The sequence below is a fragment of the Clostridium sp. UBA2485 genome (genome assembly GCF_002341865.1).
Lineage (GTDB): Bacteria > Bacillota > Clostridia > Clostridiales > Clostridiaceae > Clostridium_J.
On sequence record NZ_DDOV01000072.1, the window covers coordinates 59,272 to 80,966 of the forward strand.

At 31.2% G+C, this 21,695-nt stretch carries 14 protein-coding genes and 1 riboswitch; all 14 genes read right to left on the minus strand.

From position 1 onward, the window contains the following. Positions 1-120 precede the first annotated feature (120 nt). Complete coding sequence (locus B3603_RS14685; protein WP_291566230.1) at positions 121-1,107, minus strand: M14 family metallopeptidase; 987 nt, start codon at positions 1,105-1,107, stop codon at positions 121-123. Positions 1,108-1,925: 818 nt separating this feature from the next. Further along, positions 1,926-2,714: an OAM dimerization domain-containing protein gene (locus tag B3603_RS14690; RefSeq protein WP_291566232.1), complete on the minus strand. Its 789-nt coding sequence runs from the start codon at positions 2,712-2,714 to the stop codon at positions 1,926-1,928. Beyond that, positions 2,714-4,270, minus strand: coding sequence for a lysine 5,6-aminomutase subunit alpha (locus B3603_RS14695; RefSeq protein ID WP_291566234.1), 1,557 nt, complete (start codon positions 4,268-4,270; stop codon positions 2,714-2,716). Before B3603_RS14695 ends, B3603_RS14690 begins: the two co-directional genes overlap by 1 nt. Further along, the gene (locus B3603_RS14700) at positions 4,263-5,741 is read right to left on the minus strand and encodes a MutS-related protein (protein ID WP_291566236.1); all 1,479 of its coding nucleotides are present in this window, start codon (positions 5,739-5,741) and stop codon (positions 4,263-4,265) included. Before B3603_RS14700 ends, B3603_RS14695 begins: the two co-directional genes overlap by 8 nt. Position 5,742: 1 nt before the next feature. Further along, on the minus strand, positions 5,743-6,780 hold the full coding sequence (locus tag B3603_RS14705; protein WP_291566237.1) for a hypothetical protein: 1,038 nt from the start codon (positions 6,778-6,780) through the stop codon (positions 5,743-5,745). Positions 6,781-6,863: 83 nt separating this feature from the next. Further along, entirely contained in the window at positions 6,864-8,114 is a 1,251-nt protein-coding gene (gene ablA, locus B3603_RS14710) for a lysine 2,3-aminomutase (RefSeq protein WP_291566239.1), read from the minus strand. A gap of 53 nt (positions 8,115-8,167) precedes the next feature. Beyond that, positions 8,168-9,211: an L-erythro-3,5-diaminohexanoate dehydrogenase gene (locus tag B3603_RS14715; RefSeq protein WP_291566241.1), complete on the minus strand. Its 1,044-nt coding sequence runs from the start codon at positions 9,209-9,211 to the stop codon at positions 8,168-8,170. Between the two features lie 267 nt (positions 9,212-9,478). Beyond that, positions 9,479-10,306, minus strand: a complete 828-nt coding sequence (locus B3603_RS14720; protein WP_291566243.1) for a 3-keto-5-aminohexanoate cleavage protein — start codon at positions 10,304-10,306, stop codon at positions 9,479-9,481. Between the two features lie 99 nt (positions 10,307-10,405). Beyond that, positions 10,406-10,786, minus strand: coding sequence for a hotdog domain-containing protein (locus tag B3603_RS14725; protein WP_291566245.1), 381 nt, complete (start codon positions 10,784-10,786; stop codon positions 10,406-10,408). A gap of 121 nt (positions 10,787-10,907) precedes the next feature. Further along, a riboswitch (Lysine riboswitch) is annotated at positions 10,908-11,086 on the minus strand. A gap of 462 nt (positions 11,087-11,548) precedes the next feature. Next, the gene (locus tag B3603_RS14730) at positions 11,549-12,067 is read right to left on the minus strand and encodes a hypothetical protein (RefSeq protein ID WP_291566247.1); all 519 of its coding nucleotides are present in this window, start codon (positions 12,065-12,067) and stop codon (positions 11,549-11,551) included. 320 nt (positions 12,068-12,387) lie between these two features. Beyond that, positions 12,388-13,875 (minus strand): cell wall-binding repeat-containing protein, encoded by a 1,488-nt coding sequence (locus B3603_RS14735; protein ID WP_291566249.1) that lies wholly within the window; start codon positions 13,873-13,875, stop codon positions 12,388-12,390. 157 nt (positions 13,876-14,032) lie between these two features. Then, positions 14,033-14,266, minus strand: a complete 234-nt coding sequence (locus B3603_RS14740) for a hypothetical protein (protein ID WP_291566251.1) — start codon at positions 14,264-14,266, stop codon at positions 14,033-14,035. Positions 14,267-16,205: 1,939 nt separating this feature from the next. Continuing rightward, positions 16,206-18,056: a collagen-like protein gene (locus tag B3603_RS23345; protein ID WP_291566253.1), complete on the minus strand. Its 1,851-nt coding sequence runs from the start codon at positions 18,054-18,056 to the stop codon at positions 16,206-16,208. 344 nt (positions 18,057-18,400) lie between these two features. Beyond that, positions 18,401-21,346, minus strand: a complete 2,946-nt coding sequence (locus B3603_RS14750) for a cell wall-binding repeat-containing protein (protein ID WP_291566255.1) — start codon at positions 21,344-21,346, stop codon at positions 18,401-18,403. Between the last annotated feature and the right edge of the window lie 349 nt (positions 21,347-21,695).

Below are 21,695 nucleotides of genomic sequence, written 5' to 3' on the forward strand. Positions count from 1 at the left end.
TAAAAGTGACAAAGTCACTTTTATTTTATAAGAAGTTACACAGTAACTTCAAAAAATCAATTTAAAACTTCTCCCACAAAGGAGAAGTTTCCATAATTGTCAATCGTCAATTTTCAATTCTCAATTGATTAATAGTGGTATATGAAGCAATACTCTTATATTTTCTTTATATGCTTCTTCAAAGCTTAGTATATCATTAGATTTTCCTACTTTAATTCTAAAACTAGGCTTGTTAAACTCTTTTATAAACCAATATTTTAATGAAGAGTATTCATAATTTACTTCCTTATCAATTAGTTTATACCCTGATAATCTAGACATTTTAACTGCTATATGCTTATATTGATAATTATAATCATCGTGTCCATAGTATATTTGCTTTCCATTGCAATGATAAGAAATTACTATATCAAAATCTTCTTGCAAGATTAAATTTACTACTGCCTTAGTTTCTGGTTCACTTTCTGGGAATTCCCCACTATACCATCTAAATTTAGGTCCAAAAACTCCTTCTCTTGCCTCACTAGCTTTCCATTTATGCCAATTTGCATCATAATTCCTATTTATATCTACTCCTCTAGCATTACTACTCCAACCTGAAAAATCTAAGCTTCCATTATTATATTTTATTAACTGTTCATAATATGGATGCTCCTCCTTAAGTCCATTAATTACCAAATCTACTCCATCAGGATTTATCATAGGAAGTATATAAATAGTGCAGGTATTAAAGATTTTATTGATATTATATGCTCCAATACGTTTATTCTCTGAATAAGCATATGAGAAACTCTCAATAAATTTTAATAAAAGTAGTGAAGTAATCCAATCATCTCCATGATGGCTACCGTTATAAAATACTTTTTTTCTACCATTACCAATTTTCAAGTAATAAAGCTCTTTTCCAAGTAAACTCTTCCCTGCAGTATTAACCTCTATGAAACTATACCTTTTAGCTAATTCCTTAATATCATTTTCCATTTGATTATAATCATAATTTTTATCCGTTTTAACTATATCTTCGTTATTTTTACTTAACTTAGGAGTTTTTCCTAAGAACAGAAGCAATTCATCGTATATATTGTTAAAATTATTACAAAAAACCAATTTTATCACCCATTTGCTCTGTATATTTTAAATATTTCGAATCATATCTTAATAATATAATATTAATAATTTATTTACAATATGATTTCTCTTGACACTCTATTATAGTCTTAAATATGTATTAAGTTCACTTATTTTAATCATTTATTTTATTTTTTTAATTTAATATGTAAATAATGTCGAACTTAATCTAAAATAAGGAAGTTTAGCTGGTCTTATAATATAGATATATCTCACTGAAAATTGTATAATTATCTGTTTTTTTGTATTTTAATTCACAAAATTATACAATGAATTATCTTATTAATTAAGAATTAATAACGAAGCATGAAGAATTTATGGAAACTTCTTCTTTACAGGAGAAGCATTTAGTTGATTGGTAAGAATTAATTTCGACTATAATTCTTCATACTTAACTCTTAATGTCTATAGTTTCTCCATAGTATTGCTTAAATTCACTAATTCTTATTCCGAACTATACTGTACCTCAAAGAAACCCTTATACAATTGAGAATTCACGATGCACAATGCACAATTGTGGATATTTCTCAGTTGCCACTGAGAAATTTAAAATTGATTCTTTTTTGAAGTTACAGAGTAACTTTTTTAAAAAACTAGCAATTGCATTGCTAGTTAAAAAAATCCATTCAAAGAAATTATTTTGCTAAAAATAATTTCAACCATAATTGTGAATTGTTAACTGTGAATTGTGCATTATCTTAAGTTGTGAACTGTGCATTGTGCATTGATAAATCCCAAGAGGTGAAAAAGTATTAATGCACGTAAAAAAAGAAGTGCTTGGCACTTCTTTTCTTATATTATACTAAATTTCTTGCAACTATTTCTGTTACTGCAAATGAAGCAACATCATCTGCGTATTTTCCTGGTCCAAATCCAGCATCGTAACCAAGCTCTTTAGCAAGCTCGTGAGTTATTCTTGGACCTCCAGCTATTAATACAACTTTATCTCTTATTCCTTCAGCTTCTAAAAGCTCAACAAGGTTAGTTAAGTTTTGAATGTGAACATCTTTTTGAGTTACTGTTTGAGATACTAGTAAAACGTCTGCTTTAAGTTCTATGGCCTTTTTAATGAACTCTTCGTTCTCAACTTGGCTTCCTAAGTTGTAAGCTTCTATCATAGGGTATCTTTCAAGACCATAATGTCCTGCAAAACCTTTCATGTTCATGATAGCATCTATACCAACTGTATGAGCATCTGTTCCTGTACTTGCACCTATGATAACTACTTCTCTTTTAATGTTTTCTTTAATGTATTCACCAACTTCTTGCATATCCATTGTATCAACTTCTACTGTTTGAACATGAATTTCTTCATAGTTTACAGTGTGAGTTAAAGAACCATAAACAACATAGAAAGTAAATTCTTTATCTAATGCTTCATGATGTGCAACGTTAGGCTCTTTAATTCCCATAGCCTTTGCAAGTTGTACTGCTGCTTCTACTCCTCTTTCATTATCTTCTACTGGAAGAGTAAAGCTCACTTGAACTTTACCGTCGTTCATAGTATCTCCATATGGTTTAAGTTTAGTTAAATCTAAGCTTTTATCAAAATCTTTATTGTCTGTTGAATATAATCCACCACTCATTATTTGTTACCTCCTAACATTAAATCTATAAATGGGTTGAAGTAACCTTCTTCTTTCTGTACAACACCAGCAAGGCCTTTTCCACCGTCAAATGGTCTTTTGATTCCACCAAATTTACCTTGTTCTAATGTCTTAAATAAACCTTCTTTTTCTATATCTTGTATTAAATCTGTAGCTTTTCCTAAAACTTCGTCTACTCTTGTTTCCATTATTCCGCCTTTTTTATAAGTAATTTCATCTCCAAGGTCTTTCATTGTGCTGAAGATATATTGAGCGTTTTCTATTGATAGCGCTCTATCACTCATAAATGGAGTGTGTATAGCTTCTGTTAACATTCCTAATAAATGAAGTTTTTGTCCTGTCATTATTGTTACCATGTTGAATAATGCGTCTTGAACATGTCCTTTAAATACATTACCAGTTTTAAACTTAGTTGGTGGCATATATTTAAGTGGTGCTTTAGGGAATATTTCTCTTGCCATTTGTGCTTGTGCAAGTTCAAGTAAGAATCCATTTTCTACATTTGGATTAATTTCAAATGCATGTCCAAGTCCCATTTGCTCTTCTGGAAGACCAGCAGTTAATGCAAATTGTTCATTGATAAATTGAGAAGCTAGAACTGTATGCGCTTCCTCAACAGCATCTGCAGTTGTTAAGTAGTTATCTTCTCCTGTGTTGATGATAACTCCAGCAAATCCGTTGATTATTCTTGAGAAATATTGGTCAACAAGTGTTCTTTGCATGTTGATATCTCTGAATAATATTCCATATAATGCGTCATTAAGCATTACGTCTAATCTTTCTAATGCTCCCATTGCAGCTATTTCTGGCATACAAAGTCCTGAACAATAGTTACAAAGTCTTATGTATCTTCCTAATTCTTCTCCTACCTCATCAAGAGCAGCTCTCATAAGTCTGAAGTTTTCTTGAGTCGCAAAAGTTCCTCCGAAACCTTCTGTTGTTTCTCCATATGGTACATAGTCAAGAAGACTTTGTCCTGTTGTTCTTATAACTGCTATAACGTCAGCACCTTGTTTAGCAGCAGCTTTAGCTTGAACTATATCTTCATAAATGTTACCTGTTGCAACTATAACATATAGGTATGGACCGCTCTTATCACCGAATTTTTCTAAATAGCTTTCTCTTTTTCCTCTATTTGTTCTTATTCTTTCAACAGTTTCTTTAGCAACTTTATCAATTACCATTTTAATTTCAAAGTCATCGTGCATTGGAATTTTAGTTAAATCTAATTCTCCTTTAGCAACTTTTTCAGCTACTTCTTGTGCAGTTAATCCTGTTTCTATCATAGCGTTTCCTATGAATTTAGAAGCACCCATTGATAATCCATTTCCGTTTTTAATGTTGTCAACCACAACGTTTGGTAGTGGTACTCCAAACTCATCTACGTTGTCTATTCCTAATAATCTACATACAGTTCTTTCAACTGCTACTGTAGTATGTCTATCTATAAATTCTTGAGTGTCCTTAGCGATATTTTTTGATGACTGTCTAGCCTTATCTACTAAATTCCAGTCTAAATTTATCTTACTATTCATTGCCATCCTCCTCGTTATAATAAGTTTTTGCTATATCTACTATGTCGCTCTCAAGTCCTAATAACATAGCGATATTTAGTGCATCTTTTGGCACCTTGTTTTCTTTAGAAACTTTCTCTAGCTTATATTCCATATGTTCTTGAATTATCTCTACAGAATGAGTCTTATTTAAATCTATTTTATATTTCAATTTATCAAAATCCATATTTTTAAGCCCAATTACCTGATAATGATCCATAGTATCATCTACTACACCATCATAATGAGTAGATATTAAACTTACGCTGTTAAATCTAGACAAATAAGTTGCTAATGATTTTACTAAATAGAATCCTTCTTTAGGGTTAGTTCCTCTAGCAAATTCATCTAATGCTATAAAACCATCTGCTCTTTTAGCACATTCAACAACTTCTTTAAGCTTAATAATTTCTGCTCCAAAAGTACTAAGTCCTTTTGATATAGATTGCATATCATCTGATATAAAGTGTATAAAATCTAATACAGGAAATGTTGCTTTCTCAGCAAATACAAAAAAGCCCATTTGTCCTAAAAATAAATTTAATACTATAGTTTTAAGAGTTACACTCTTTCCACCCATATTGGCACCAGTAATTACTGTTGTACCATTTTTAAGCTTAACACTAACAGGTGTGAACTTTTTACTTTTTTTACTTAGAATACTTTTAATTTCAGGGTTAAAGGCGTTGTCTAATTCTATTTTCATATTATCACTTATCGTAGGTCTGACTGCGTTATGCTTCAATGCTAGCCTGCCTTTTGCAATGATAAAATCTAACTTTCCTATGGATTTTAAATTTTTATTTATTTTTGGCCCAAACTTAGATATTTCTTCACTTAAGCCTTGTCTTATCTTAAGTTCTTCAGTTTCTTCTAAAATAACAATTTCTAAACGTTGTTGTTTTAACTTTGATATTTCATCTTCATCATCTGAAATGTATATCTTTTTTTCTACTGCTTTTTTCTTTTCTCTTATTTCTTTAAGCTCTTGAGAATACTTATCATACACATGGAAGGTTGGTATTCTTTTCTTCTCTGGATCTAAAAGATCTAAAACTTCTGTAAGATAGGAAAACTCTATTTCTTTAATATCAAGTTTTATCTTATCTACTATAGCCTTAAGCTCTTCTATAAGCATTGAAAAATATTTTATCTCATAAAGCTCAACCTCATCTAAGGCTTCCATTTCCATAGCTCTCTTTATGGAATTCCTAATGTCTTTAAATTTACAAAATATTCTTCCTATATCTTTAAAGGCATCTTCATTTTCTTTCATCGAATTTATAACTTTTTCCAAATTATCAAATTCATCTATTAAAAGAGCTTTTTCTTGTACTGTAAAAGGTTTAATCTTTTTCTTTTCCTCTACGCCATAGAAAGTAGTTATATCTAACTCTTCCATGAGAAAACTAAACCCTATTTGCCTTCTTTGCTCATCATCTAAAAACTTCATTTTATAACCCTCCAACCACATCAAAAACTGGTATATCAAGTTCTTTTTTAAGTTCTTCTATAAACTTAACTTTATCAAACTCATACCCATAAGGAGATTTAGGATTTGTGGTAACACATAATACATTTATAGGGTTTATAACCTTAAGAATTCCCCCCTGCTTTTGGAATTTATAAAGAGTATCTTTTGATAAGAAAACCTTTGTTCCATCTTCTGCAAGGAAGGTTACATTTTTATAAAGATTTGTGGACTTCATAATATCCTCAATTAAATTATCAGATACTACGCCTTTAATTACCACATAGGAGGTATTTTCATCTAAGGCTTCTACTATTTCCTTTGACGCCTCTAAGGAAGTTTTTACTTCTAAGCCTTTAAAAGTTTTTTCATTACTTATAATACCAATTCGTGTACTTTTGTTTATAGTCTCACACATTTGTAAAATTTCCTGATTTTGCTCATGGGGTAAGCTTAACAGTTTTACAGTGTGAACTGTTTCTTCAACTACTTTTCTCATGCTTCTTGATAATGCTGCACCTGTTGATAGAATAGTGGCTTTTGTAGTTGCGGGAGATGCAAAAGTCTTTCTACTTAGTGCGCCATCAACAATTACAAGATCACAGTTTAAGCTTAAAAGTTCATCACGAATTTCAGTCATATAAGAGTTTACAGAAGGTCCTCCTAAATCTACATAACCATCACTTAAAGCCCTACAAATAACAATTTCCCCCATAGGAGTATGTATTCCTGTGGTCTTAAGAATTTCTTTTGTTATATCGCTATTGAATAAACATTGTTTAGCTGTTGCTATTATTGTGTTTTTTTCTATATATATTTTTGGTTTTTCCGTTGCTGTAACCCTATCTAACTCTTCTCCATCACGACCTATTGAAGTTAGGCCAAGGAGCCTATTGCCCCTTGCCTCCTTCAATATATGATTTAATGTAGTAGTTTTACCTACATTTTTATCCATTCCTATTATAGATATGGTTTTAAAGTCTTCTATAAGGCTCATTATAGTATTGCGGTTATTATCCATTTAAACACTTCCTAAACTCATGATAAAGGGTGCTCTTTGCCTTAGTTTAAAACTAAAGCAAAGAACATTATTTATTATACAGTTTATCTATGATTTCTTTTCTTTCGTTGAAGTCCTTCAGGTTCTAAGGATATACCATTTCCTTGAACTAGACCTGCTATTCCTATTAGCTTTTCATTAGACTTTTCATTTTTACATACATCACAGTTACAGGTATCAACGTAACTTTCAGGTTCAGTATAAGTAGTTATAACACCTTCAAAGTTTCTTAATATTACTTTATCGTGGCTTTGAGAAATAACGTAGTTTGGCATAACTGGAGTTTTTCCACCGCCGCCTGGAGCGTCAACAACGAATGTTGGCACGCAGTATCCTGAAGTATGTCCTCTTAATCCTTCAATGATTTCGATACCTTTAGAAACTGGAGTTCTGAAGTGCTCAAGTCCTAATGATAAGTCACATTGATAGATGTAGTAAGGTCTTACTCTTATTTTTACTAATTGATTAACTAAGTCTTTCATTACGTGTACGCAATCGTTAACTCCTCTTAATAAAACTGATTGGTTTCCTAGAGGTACTCCTGCATCAGCAAGTAATTGACAAGCTCTAGTTGATTCTTCAGTTATTTCATTTGGATGGTTAAAGTGAGTGTTTAACCATACTGGATGATATTTTTTAAGCATATTTGCAAACTCTGGAGTAATTCTTTGTGGAAGAACAACTGGAGTTCTTGAACCTATTCTTACTATTTCAACGTGTGGTATTTCTCTTAATTTAGCTATGATGTATTCTAATGTTTCATCAGATACTAAAAGTGCGTCTCCACCTGATAATAATACGTCTCTAACTTGAGGAGTGTTTCTGATGTACTCAATTGCTTTATCTATTCTTTCCATTGGCATAGAGTCATCACTTTGTCCTGCAAATCTTCTTCTTGTACAGTGTCTGCAGTACATTGAGCACATATCAGTTATTAATAATAATACTCTGTCTGGATATCTATGAGTTAATCCAGGTACTGGTGAATCTGTATCTTCATGTAATGGGTCTTCAAGATCTGCATTAGCTTTTTTAAGCTCTAATGCTGTTGGAATAGCTTGTTTTCTTACTGGATCATTAGGATCGTTAGGATCGATTAATGATAGATAATACGGAGTAATTGCCATTCTCAATGATTTTACGCATTGAGCTACTCCTTCTTCTTCTTCTTTTGTTAATGGTATGTATTTTTTTAGTTCTTCAACAGTTTCTATTCTGTTTCTTACTTGCCATCTCCAGTCATTCCAATCTGCGTCGCTAACATCTTTAAATAATTCATATCTTCTATTTATCATGATATTCCCTCCATCATTAAATAATATAAATTTTATTTAAATTGAAATTTAAATTAAACGTATAGCTCTTCGAACATTTTTCTTAGGTTTTCATTTTCTCTTAATTCTTCTAATGTTATTTCAGCATGTCCTTTAGTGTATCCATTACCAACCATCATAGTTACGTCTTTACCTACACCTTCAGCTCCTAGTGCTGCTTTTGCAAATCCTGTAGCCATTGAGAAGAAGTAAACTGTTCCTTCATCTCTAACTGGTAATATAGTTGACATTTCTGTGTTTTGAACGTTTACGCAGTTTATTGAAACGTCAACTTCTTTTCCTTCGTTGTTTTCAAGTGCATGGTTCATAACTTCGATTGGTTTAGTAGCATCTCCTATAACGATGTGTAATCTTGGTCCGAAGTCTAATTTTCTTAATCTTGAAGCTTCTTCTTCATTTCTTACTAATGCTATAACTCTTCCAGTTGGTCCAACTCTCTTAACAGCTTCGTAGCAGCAAAGCATTCCTGATTTTCCTGCTCCACCTAAGATTAATACAGCTTCGCCTGGTTTACAAAGTTTAGCAACTTGAGCTGGTGCTCCGCAAACATCTAATGCTGCTAATGCTAATGTTTCTTCCATATCTTCTGGAAGTTTTGCATATATTCCACTTTCGAATAATATAGCTTTTCCTTTTATTTCAACTCTGTCGATATCTGGTTTAACATCTACTATTTTTTCTATTTTTAATGGAGTTAAAGATAATGAAACTAATGTAGCTATTTTATCTCCAACTTTTAAATCTGTTGTACCTTGTAAAGCTTCACCAATTTTTTCTATTCTTCCTATTAACATTCCGCCTGATCCTGTTACAGGGTTTTGCATTTTTCCTCTTTCTGCAACAATTTCAAGTATTTTAGCTTTAACTTTTTCTATATCATGACCTGCTTCTTCTTCTATTTGAGTAAAGCTTGCAGAGTCAACGTTTAGAGCTTGAACGTCGATAAGTATTTCATTATCGTAAATCTCCATATCATTGTCTATTTTAAGCGCTGGTTGTGGTAAAACACCTTTTGGTTCTATAACTCTGTGAGTTCCATATTTACATCCTTTTTTCATAACTAAGCTCTCCTTCCTTATGTTCCTCTAAATTTTAAAATTTAAATTGTAAAGTAGTTTTTTTATAAGGTTACGTTTTAAATATGTTGAAACTTAAATTATTTAATCTAATTCACAACTTACAATTAAGACAGTTAGCACAACTTGAAATTTGCACGCTAAATTCATACAAAATTCTTTTTCTTAATTATTGATCATAAAATTACAATAATTAAAGATTCAACATTGTTTTAAAACAATAACATTTATGTTAATTTTAATGTCAAACTATTTAAGTGGTTTAAGTCCTAATATTTCTCTTGCTTCAGCTGGAGTAGCTACTTCTCTTCCAAGTTCTTTAGCAATTCTTACAACTTTCTCAACTAGTTCTGCATTAGACTCAGCCATAACACCTTTTGATACGTAAACATTATCCTCAAAACCTACTCTAACATGTCCACCATCTAATATTGCCATTGTAGCTAATGGAAATTCATTTCTTCCTATTCCTGAAACTACATAAGTACTTCCAGCTGGAATGCTTTCTTTCATAAATACGAAATCTCTGATTTCAGCACTTATGCCACCGTTTACACCCATAACAAAATTAAAATGCATTGGTGCTTTTATGTAGCCTTTTTTGTGTAATCTTATAGCCATATCTATCATTCCCTTGTCGAAAACTTCGATTTCTGGCTTAACATCTAGCTCTATCATCTTTTGTCCAAATTCTTTTATTGTATTTTCAGTATTAACAAATATTTCGTCTCCACCAAAGTTACAAGTTCCGCAATCTAATGTTGCCATTTCTGGACGTAAATCTACTGGTTGAAGTCTTTCTTCATTAGTCATTCCCACTGCTCCACCAGTTGAAGGTTGAATGATAGCATCTGGGCATCTTCTTCTAATTTCTTCTATACAAGCTCTGAATCTCTCTCTATCTTGAGTTGGAGTTCCATCATCTTCTCTTACATGTAAATGAATTATACTAGCTCCAGCTTTGTAAGCCTTTTCAGCTTCAATTCCAATTTCTTCAACAGTGTAAGGAACATTTTTATTGTGTTCTTTTGTTACTTCAGCACCACATATTGCTGCAGCAATGATTAATTTTTCCATCTTCTTTTCCTCCCACATTGGATAATATTGTTATTTTTTTAACAAATCACTTGCAATAATTCCTTCATTTTTTATTATAAAGAACTTTTTATCTTTATACTATTTTCTCTTTTTATCTTTTGGAACAACACAGATTCCAGTTGCCTTACAAACAACTATTGGCTCTTCTAATACGTCACAAGCTGAATCATTTATGTCTGGTCTTGGAGCTATAACTTTTCTAGCTTCAAAAGTCATTTTTCTTGAAGTATTTCCTACGTGTACTATTTCTCCAACTGCTTCTATATAGTCTCCTGCATAAACTGGTGCTAAGAACTCAATATTTTCATAAGCTTTGAAAAGTCCTTCATCTCCATCATTAAGTATTAATAACTCTGTTGCTACATCTCCAAATAATTGTAACATTCTAGCTCCGTCAACTAAGTTTCCACCATAATGTGCGTCATGTGCACTCATTCTTAATCTAATTACTGATTTCATTTTTAGTACCCCCTGTTAATTTTTTAAAAAATAAAAGGCACTGAAACTTTCAGCACCTTAAACAATCCTAATTATATATATATAATGGACTATAGATGTAACGAAAATTTCTTATCTTCATCACATAAATAGCTCATCATAATATCTTATGACAGTGATAGAAAATTTACTTCCTACCCCCAAGTAATATACTTAAGAACAAGTATACCCTTTCGGCGTGTAAATCCTTCGCATATATCATTGGAAGTTCCTTTCCTTAACATATATATACTACCATTCACTCGCTCCTCTATTTACGAACAATATTTAATTTTTAGTAATCTGTGAACATATTATGTCCACCCTATGTATTATATTATATTATTTATAATTTAAAAAATCAATGATATTTTCTGAAAATTTTATTTTACTTTAACATTTAATAAATTATTCATAAATTTCTCTTATATTCTCGACAATATAAATTGAATTTTTACAGCATATTCGACATGTTGTAGTTTATTATAATTTTTTGTAAATTTTTAATTTACATAAATATTTCCAAATAATATTTTTATAATTCGTACCTTTAATATTATATTCATATATTCTTCTAAATACAACTAAAACATTTAAAATTTAACAAATAATTTTATTCGACAATTTATAATCTTTATGAAATAATAGTTAATCAATTGAAAACTTAGCCAATGGAGAATTTACGATGCACAATTGTGAATTTTACATTGTGAATTAAATAAAGGCGTGACTTTGTCACGCCTTTCATATGTCCCATTCTAGTTCTTCCCACATTAGTATATTGGTAGGATATTGTTTTCTTACAGAATTAAGAAAAATTTCAAAATCCCTTTTAGTCCATCTACATTTAATACTTGAACATCTGCCTAGATATTCTTTGAAAAAGTCTTTTAATCTATTTTCTAAAGTAATTGTCTTTTGTATTGTATTATCATTATCTACTAGTAATATTAAAAGTTTCTTTTGCTTTGTTAAGTTAATCATAATTTTTAGCGAGTATGCATCATTATAATTAAACCAAACTGTATAATAACCATCTTTATATTTTCCTTTAATTTTAATTAAAAGATATAACGATTTAACTTTATTATTACTTACAAAGGCACCTCTAAATGCTATAGTTGAATACTCACTATACTCTTCAATAGCAGAAATACAATCCTTTATAACTATTAAAGTAAATCCTCTTATTAGTTTTCTATCTTCTATTAAGGATACAGAATCTTCAGGTAATCTTTTAATGGTTTCAAATAACTTAATCATATTACCATATTATAAGCAAATCAACTTAAGGCATCGATAAATAATTATAGAGTTCCAAAGTATAATTTCTATAAAAATAGCCTAAATCCTTAGAAATTAAGGATGCTAATTAAGAGTGAAGAATTTAGGATGAAATTCACCTTTAGTGAATTTCTTAAAATAAAATTTTTTCTAAAAAACTCCGAAGGTTTTGACGATGGAGTTTTAACCATAATTCTTCATTTTTCATTCTTAATTTTTAATTTAAAGAAAAAAATTTTTGTTATGGAAATTAAAATCATGTATAAGTTAAACTTCCACCGCGGAACCCTATAACTATACTATCTTATATCTATAACTTTAAAAACTTCTTTTACAGTCACTGTCAATTTGACTTGCTTATTTTCTCCTTCAACTATTCCGGTGAAATTATAGTTTCCAAGAGTATTTGAGTTTATATAAGTATTATCCCAATTTACTTTAAAATCTTTTGTTGTCCCATCACTCATGATTCCTTGTACTGTAGTAGGGAAAGTATATTTATCTCCTCTTCCTATTACAGCAGTTAAATCATTAACCTTTTCTAAACATGGAACTACCTTAACATTTAACACAACAGTTTTGTCCATCACTAATCCTTCATAGCTTTTAACACCTACTACGGAAGTGTCTGCAGTACTGTTTGTCCATTTAACTGTAACTTCTTTTTTTCTACCATCTTCTAAAGTTGCAACTACAGTTTTAGGTAATTCAAACGTAGACTTATGTTTTGCTTCTACAGTTTGAGTATCTATGTGACTGATATTACCATATCCCATATCTGTTTTCAGTTGTTGAAGCACATTATCTCCAACTATACTGGAACCTCCTAACGCATATATCTCTTTAGACATTTGAAATTTAGCATGTTCTAGTGTAGGCTTTTCAATAACACTATTATTAGTTAGTATTAAAGGTGAATTTGTTTTCGCTGCTAGTGCACTTCCTGCCAATGCATCAGGATAATTCATTCCTGTTGCCACGTAAGTTTTATCATAATTAAGTTTAGAAGAAAAATATTTTAATATTTCAACGTTTGTTTCATATCTGTTAACACCTGAAATTCTCTTAGGATTTTTAAATCCGTTCATAACAGAATTACTTATAACTCCTTCTCCACCAACTATATAACTTACTGGAATATTTTTATCTTTAACAAGCTCCTGAACCTTTTCATCCATTTCATTGGTTTTTGTTAAAAGTATAGGCATAGAAAGTCCTGCTGCTAATGGTGCTATAGATAGTGCATCTGAGTAATTTAATCCATAAGCTACTGCAACACCATTTTCAACACCTAATATCTTAGCTACATTAACTGCAGTATCATATCTATCCTCACCCTTAACTCTTTCAACGTTTTTAACTACAGATTTCAATTCTTTTTCTACTTTATCTGTAATAACACCATTTCCTCCAACAATTATTATTTTATTTGCCTTTAATCTCTTAATTTCATCTAAAACATTTGTTGGGATTTCATTGGTTTTTGTTAAAAGTATCGGAGCATCATATTTCTTAGCTAAAGGCGTAGCACTAAGAGCATCAGGATAATCTGCACCAGTAACTAATACTATTGTATTTGAGCCATTAGCCCATCCATTTTTAGAAATAGCTATAGCTGTATCATATCTATCTCCTTTATTATCTGCTGGTAATCTATTAGTAATTACTGAAGTAGTTTTTCCTTCAATATTATTAGCATAAACACTAACTCCATTTAATAAAGTGGTGGATATTAATGTTCCTATAGTTAAAGCAGCTAATATCTTAACCTTTTTATTGTTAACCATCCAATCATCTCCTTTTAAGTTTACTTTCTACAATTTATATAATATTACATAAACACAAAAAATCCTTTATTTTTCCTTAATTTTATCATGTTTTATTAAATTTTTTATGATTATTATTAATCTTATATGAATAATATTATAATCTTTAATCTATTTTCTAGAAACTAATATTTCTCATGAATTCAAAAAAGGTATTGCTTAAAACAATACCTTTAAAATATTCAATTAACTTCTTTTTTATTTCTCTATAATCTATCCTATCTACATCTCTTACAGCAATCGCAGCATCTATGGCAGCAGTGTCTGCAACATCTACAGCATCTATGCTCACAGCATTCATGATGTTTATGGTGCTCACAACATTCATGATGTCGGCGTTCACAACATTCATGATGTCTACGGCACTCACAGCACTCACGGCATTCACAGCAACAATTATGATTGTGTCTATGATTATTACACATAACTATTCCCCCGTTATTTTAAATTTTTAGACCTCTTAAATAAAATAACTAGTGAAAGATGTGATGAATATTTTGTGTCAGACAAGTTGGTAGTCCGCTGAAGTCACTTCAGTATATTCTATCCATAAAGTATGGCACAAAATAAACTAGCATATTAACTAGTTATTTTTAAGGTGCCTTATATATCTAACTATTCGCTAAGTCAATTATATTTTTAAAGTTACTTATGGTAGCTGTCTACAGACAACTTTTCCCTTTAAACATATTTCTCATAAATAACCTAATTTTATATTTTAAATTTATTTTAATACTTGCTATATACTATGATATAAACATAAAAATGTTACTTTTAAGAAATAATTAAAGTACTATTAAATTTTTATAAGAACTACTTACTACAATATCCTGTTATGCTCTTTTCAAAGATTAAAAATTAAGTATTAAAAATGAAAAATTATTGAGGAAATTAGTTTTAATCAGACTAATTTCTTTAATGAATTTTTTTACCAGCAATACAATTGCTATTTTTTGTAAGAAATTAATTTATAATTTCGAGAGAAATCAATTATTCATTCTCAATTGTAGAGGGGTGCAGTATAGTTTAGAACAAGACTAATAAATTTAACTAATACTATGGAGAAAGAACAGGAATTAAAAATTAAGGACGAAGGGTGAATAAGTAAGGTTGAAATTAATTTTGTAAATTAATTTCTTTAAATAGATTTTTTAATAAAAGTGACTGTGTCACTTTAAAAATAAATCAATTAAAAACTTCTCCTATAAGGGAGAAGTCTCTATAAATTCTTCATTTTTCATTATTAATTCTTAATTAATAGGATTGTGAATTTTCCATTATAAATTGAATTAAGCTGTGGATTGTAAATTAAATAAGGTATTGACTTCAGCCAATACCTTAAAAGGATTAATTTATAGTCTATCTAACTATTTTATAGACTATAGTTATTTGCTTTTTAAATTATGACAACAATATCAGCTCTACCAGTACCACAAATTAACATTTCTTAAGCATTATATTTATATTCTCTGATACTACATAAAGAAACCTTTCTAACCTTTAAAATACATTTCTAAGGAAATAGTTTCTCTCAAAGAGATATTTAAACTGTATCTCAATTCTAGAACCTGTATATAGTCTTATAACATAAATAAGGGTTATCATGTTATAAAGTCTATTTTAGGAGGAACCTTTAGAAAACTATATAAGCAATCTTTAAAAATAGCTAGTCAGTACGCTAACCTATTGTGCATAATACTAAGCCAACATAATCGGTTCATAACCCCACTATGAATCGGTTATGTTTTCTTGTCTGGCACAAAATATCCATGCATCTTGAACTAGTTATTTTATTTCAGACACCTAAATTTAGTTTCTCAATGATTTTTACTCATTTTATACTGATTCTACTAATCTATCCTTTTGTATTTTATATTTACTAATAATATTATTCATTATAATTTCATCTTAATTATTATTAGTATATTCTTATACATAGGTATACTTCCATTTATATCAAATCTGTTATTTATTCAGCTCAGGTATCTAAAAAAATCACCAACTAATCTGTTAGTGTATTTTATTTCAGACATCTTATTATCTATAATTAACTAAAATAAATTTATATAATATTTGCAATTACTATTGAAACCTTCCTCTTTCCACATTAAATAATCTAATCAACTTCTTTAAGGATTCAGTTTACTATATTAATAATATAATTAATATTTAACTCTATCCTCTATATATACTATGATTTAAATATATAAATGTTACTTTTTAATCCTGCTAATATATTGCTAATATAAAAGAAAGTAGTTTAAAACTACTTTCTTTAATTATTATCCTTACTAACTTAGTATTTTCTGAATTGTTAAGGTTGCTGCAAAAGCATTTGTAGCTACGTTTCCTATAATTAGGTTTTCTATATTAATATTTTTTAATTCTACTATACTTGGTGCTGATATTCGGAATATTGTAGTTCCAGCAACAGAAGCTCCATTTTGATTTGAAGCAGTTGCTCCAACAAGTATTCCATTTACATAGAGTCCAGTTACTGGTCTAGTTGATGATACATTTATAATATTCCAGCATGCATAATAAGTTCCTGGTTCAAATATAGTAATTACTGAATCTGGCAATGATATTGCCATTCCTTGAGAAATTATTAAATCTTCATTAAATATTATATTATTATTTGGTGTAATAGTTTCAGTGCTTGAAGGTAAATTAGCAACTACCGCAATATTCGCTCCTGTTGGTGCTGCACCTGTTGCTCCTGTTGGGCCTGTTGGACCTACTGGTCCCTGTATTCCTTGTGGCCCTTGTGGACCTTGTGGACCTGTTACTCCTTGTACTCCTGTTATTCCCTGTGGTCCTTGTGCACCCATTGGTCCTGCTGGGCCTGCTACTCCTTGTGCTCCTACTGGGCCTACTGGGCCTGCTGGGCCTTGTATTCCTTGTGGTCCTGTTGCTCCTTGTGGTCCTTGTGTTCCCATTGGTCCTTGTGGTCCTTGCGGTCCTGTTGCTCCTCGCGTACCTGCTGGTCCCTGTGGTCCTGTTGTTCCTACTGGGCCTTGTGGTCCCATTGGTCCCACTGGTCCTTGTTGTCCTGTTGCTCCTTGTGCTCCTGCTGGGCCTGCTGGTCCCTGTGGTCCTGTTGGTCCTGCTACTCCAGGACATCCCTGTGGTCCCACTGGTCCTTGTTGTCCTGTTGCCCCTTGTGCTCCTGCTGGGCCTGCTGGTCCCTGTGGTCCCGTTGGTCCTCCTGGTCCTTGCGGTCCCATTGGTCCTGCTGGACCTTGTGCTCCTGTTGCTCCTTGTGGCCCTGCTGGTCCCTGTGGTCCTGTCACTCCCTGTGGTCCTTGTGCTCCTATTGGTCCCTGTGGTCCTTGTGGTCCTGTTGTACCCTGTGGTCCTGCTGGTCCACCTGGTCCTTGTGGTCCCGTTACTCCTTGTGCTCCTGCTGGGCCTTGTGCTCCTACTGGACCTTGTGCTCCTGTTTCACCTTGTGGTCCCATTATTCCCTGTGGTCCTTGTGGTCCTACTGCTCCTTGTGGTCCTGTTGGACCCGTTGGGCCTGTTGGGCCTGTTGCTCCTTGTGGACCTACTGGACCTCTTGGGCCTGTTGGACCTGTTGCTCCTGTTGCACCTGTTGCACCTGTTGCTCCTGTTGCTCCTCTTGGACCTGTTGCGCCTGTTGCTCCTGTCGCCCCTGTTGCTCCTGTTGCCCCTCTTGGACCTGTTGCTCCTGTTGCGCCTGTTGCTCCTGTTGCTCCTGTTGCTCCTCTTGGTCCTGTCGCCCCTGTTGCTCCTGTTGCTCCTCTTGGACCTGTTGGGCCTGTTGGCCCTGTTGGACCTGTTGGACCCCTTTCTCCTTTACATCCTCTTGGTCCTGGACATCCCTGTGGTCCCATTGGACCTTGTGGTCCTGCTGGACCTTCTGGTCCCTGTGGTCCTGGAATGCAACATATATCATCACAACAATGATCTTCACAATGTTCCTTACAATGTTCTTCACAATGCTCTTTACAATGTTCCTTGCAATGATCATGATGTTTTATATTTTTATTACTTTGATTTTCATACTTAGTTAACAACTCAGCTAATCTTTCTAATTTTTTTCTAGTTTTGCTATCTATATTTTGTATACTGTCACTAAAATCATTCATATTATGGATATTGTTATCATAGTTACTCATATTATTGTCCTCCTGCTTTAACATTAATTGACAAAACCCCTTAGTTTTTCTATATATACTATGTAAATTTATACCCAAATGTGACATTTTCTCTTAGTTATATTATTTTTTTGTAAGTAAAACCACCTCAGTTAATTGAGAATTGACTGTTGACAATGGACAATTATGGAGACTTCTCTTTTATAAGAGAAGTTTAAAATTGATTTCTTTTTTGAACCTATATAATAACTTCTTATGATGAAAAAATAGCGATAAAATTTCTAATTAAAAAGTGATTTGAGAAATTAATACATAAAAAAAGCGTGATAAAATCACGCTTTTAATGCTTTTATAAAAATTTAAAATTATTTTGATACTGTTGCTCCATCTTTATAAGTTAGCTTAATATCTGCTAAATTAGTACCATCATATTTAAAAGTATATTTTACTAGATTCATTGTGTTTTGTTTATCATCACTTGTAACATCCTTAACTTCTAAATTATAAATATCTTCACCTGGTACAAGTTGATCTTTTAAATCTAATGTAACCTTATTGCTTTCCATCTTTACAGATGTTATATTTACTGGTTTACCATTCTTAAGTAAAGTGTAATTCTTTATACTTTCAGCACTCTCTTTATCTAATTTCATTTTTGTAAATATAATGTTTAGTTGATTTTCATCTTCTATTTTATCATCTATCTTATCAATTTGTGGTTTTATATTATATACTTTAAAATTATCAGTAGTATTTTCTTTAATTTTAACTCCTGAAGAGTCTGTTACATTACTAATTTTTATACTATAATCTCCATTAAGTGTAAAGTCTTCTGTAGTTATTGTTGCTACATGTTGATTACTATTTGAAACATAGTCAACAGACTTAACTAAGACCTTTTCTCCTGTACCATGTTTTTCTATAATGAAATTTTCTTTAATCATAGTGCTCTTTTGCATGTTTTTATCAAATTTCACTTCTATAGTTTTCTTATTTGTTAGAACATTATTTACTTTTACGTCTTTAACAGTTACATGATAATATATTTCTGGTCTTATTATATCACTTATAGGTATTGATACTGCTTGAGAATTTAACGGAACTCCCGTAGCATCTTTTATATTTTGGAACTGTAATTCATAATCTCCTTCTTCAATAAAATCTGCTGTAGTTAATGTTGCTACATATTGACCACCAGAATTAGAGTATTCTGCTTTTTTAACTGGTATGGTTATATTACCTTGTCTTATTATATAGCTATTTGCTCTTGATACATCAGTTTTATTCATATCCCTATCAAACCTTACCTTTATAATTCTACTATTAGTTCCTATAACAGATTTAATTTCAAATGGTAAAATTATATTTGGTCTTGCTAAAGAGAAGCTTAGATTATTTTTGTATGGCTCCATTGCATTTCCTGATAGGTCTTTGATATTTTTAATTTCAATAAAGCACTCTCCATCCATACTTACATTGCTTATAGTAACAGTTACTCTATCTTTATAATATTTATTAAATTCAATTTTACTTATGGAATTTGCATAGCTTTTACCTTTTTCATCCTTTATAACATAGTTACCCTTTGATAGAGCAGAAGCTTCATTTAGCTCTTTACTAAAAGTTATGTTTATATATTTTATATTTGGATTAGAAGTGTTTGTAACTTCGAAAGAAGTAACCTTTGGTTTAGTTGTATCCTTTAAGCTTATTGGCTTGCCATATGGATTCATAATGTTATTAGATAAATCTCTAATTCCCTTAACTTCTAATTTATAGCTTCCATTACTATTTATTACGCTCTCTGTTACTAATGTTACTTCATTTTCATCCTTATTATCAAAAGAAGCACTTGTAAGTTTAACATTTACGCCTTTACTATCTTTTATGCTGTAATTATTTAAATTAGTAGCATCTGCTTTTTTAACTTTTTCGCTAAATTTAATTTTTATTCTCTTTAATGAAGTACCTGATATATCTGAAACTTCTACCCCAGTAATAGTTGGTTTGACATTATCTGTGACTTTATCATCATATGAAGAATTCTTCTTACTGAATCTTACCTTCATATTGTCTCCAAGTATATTTTCTACTGTTCCTTCTAAATTGGATATTTTACTTTTAGTTAAGTCATCTCTTAATGTTAATTTTACTATACTATATCCATCCATAAGTTCTGCCCTTGATATGCGAACTCCAGGAATTTCATAATTATATTTGCTTTCTGCTTTAGATTTTTTAACTATTCCATCAAATTCTATAATTATTTCCCTAGGTTCATTTATTGTTACAGATTTAATTTTAGATGCTGCATTTTTATCTAAAAGCTTACCTAAGCCTAAAATTACATCATTTGGAGTTTCTCCTCCAATTGCTACAAGTTCTCTAGAAGCTAATGCCGATAAGTATTTATTCTGTGCAGGTGTTAGCTTATCTCCCACTAATAGTAATGGTGAAGATTTTTTTGCCGCTAACGGTCCTGTTGTTAAAGCATCTACTATTGATGAATCGACTGCTTTAGAAGTGTAAACACGCTCATATTCTAAATAATAACTAAATTCCTCTAAAACTTTAAGATTAGTATCAAATCTATCTTTACCGTTTATCTTTACAACAGAAGGTATATCTTTAATAGCCTTATCTGAAATAGCTCCAGTTTGTCCAACTACATAAGTATTATTTGCATTCATACCATCTATCCATTTTTTAATACTAGGAGAAATCTCATTCTTTGAAGCTAATAACATAGGCATATTTCTTGAACCAGCGATAGGTGCAATAGATAATGCATCTGCGCCTTCAAATTTTTCATCTCCAGGAACAATTACTATGTCATCAACATAAACTAGTTTTTCCATCTCTTTAGCAATAAGCAGAGAAGTTTCAAATCTATCTTTTCCACCTAATCTTTGTACTTGAATACCCATTGATCTTATTTGGTTTTCAATATTCTTACTTACAGCTCCTGTACCGCCTACTATGTAAACTTTTTTAACACCAAGTCTGCTAATTTCATTTTTAGTAACGTCTGGTAGCTTATTAGCATGAGTTAAAAGTATAGGTCCATCTACTGCTTTAGAAAGTGGTGTACTACAAAGAGCATCTGCAAATCCCAATCCATTTGCAACAATAGCATAATCACTATAATACCATCCTTCTTGACTCACCTCTGTTGCTGTAGAAAATCTATCCTTACCATAAATTTTTTTAATATCTATTCTGTCATAATCTGATGCAAAAGCCTTTGTACCATTTGCTAGCAAAAATGTACTTATAACAAAGCTTCCTAAAATCTTGAAAGTTCTCTTCATTCTTCTACTCTCCTTTTCTTACGCATAACTTGCAATTATTTATATTTCTGCATATTGCTATAATATTCCTTCTAATATTAGTATCTATATAATGTATATCGTACTTATATATAAAAAATTAATAGCCTTATAGAAAATTAACAACATTATACAATTGAAAATTGAGAATTGCCGATTGACAATTGAAGATATTTCTCAGCAGAAGCTGAGAAATTTAGAATTAATTCTTTTTGAAGTCACGCAGTAACTTTTTATAAAAACTAGTAATGAAATTACTAGTAAAAAATTAGTTAAAGAAATTAGTTTGATTAAAACTAATTTCATCCTCCTATAGACCCCCTAATTAGAT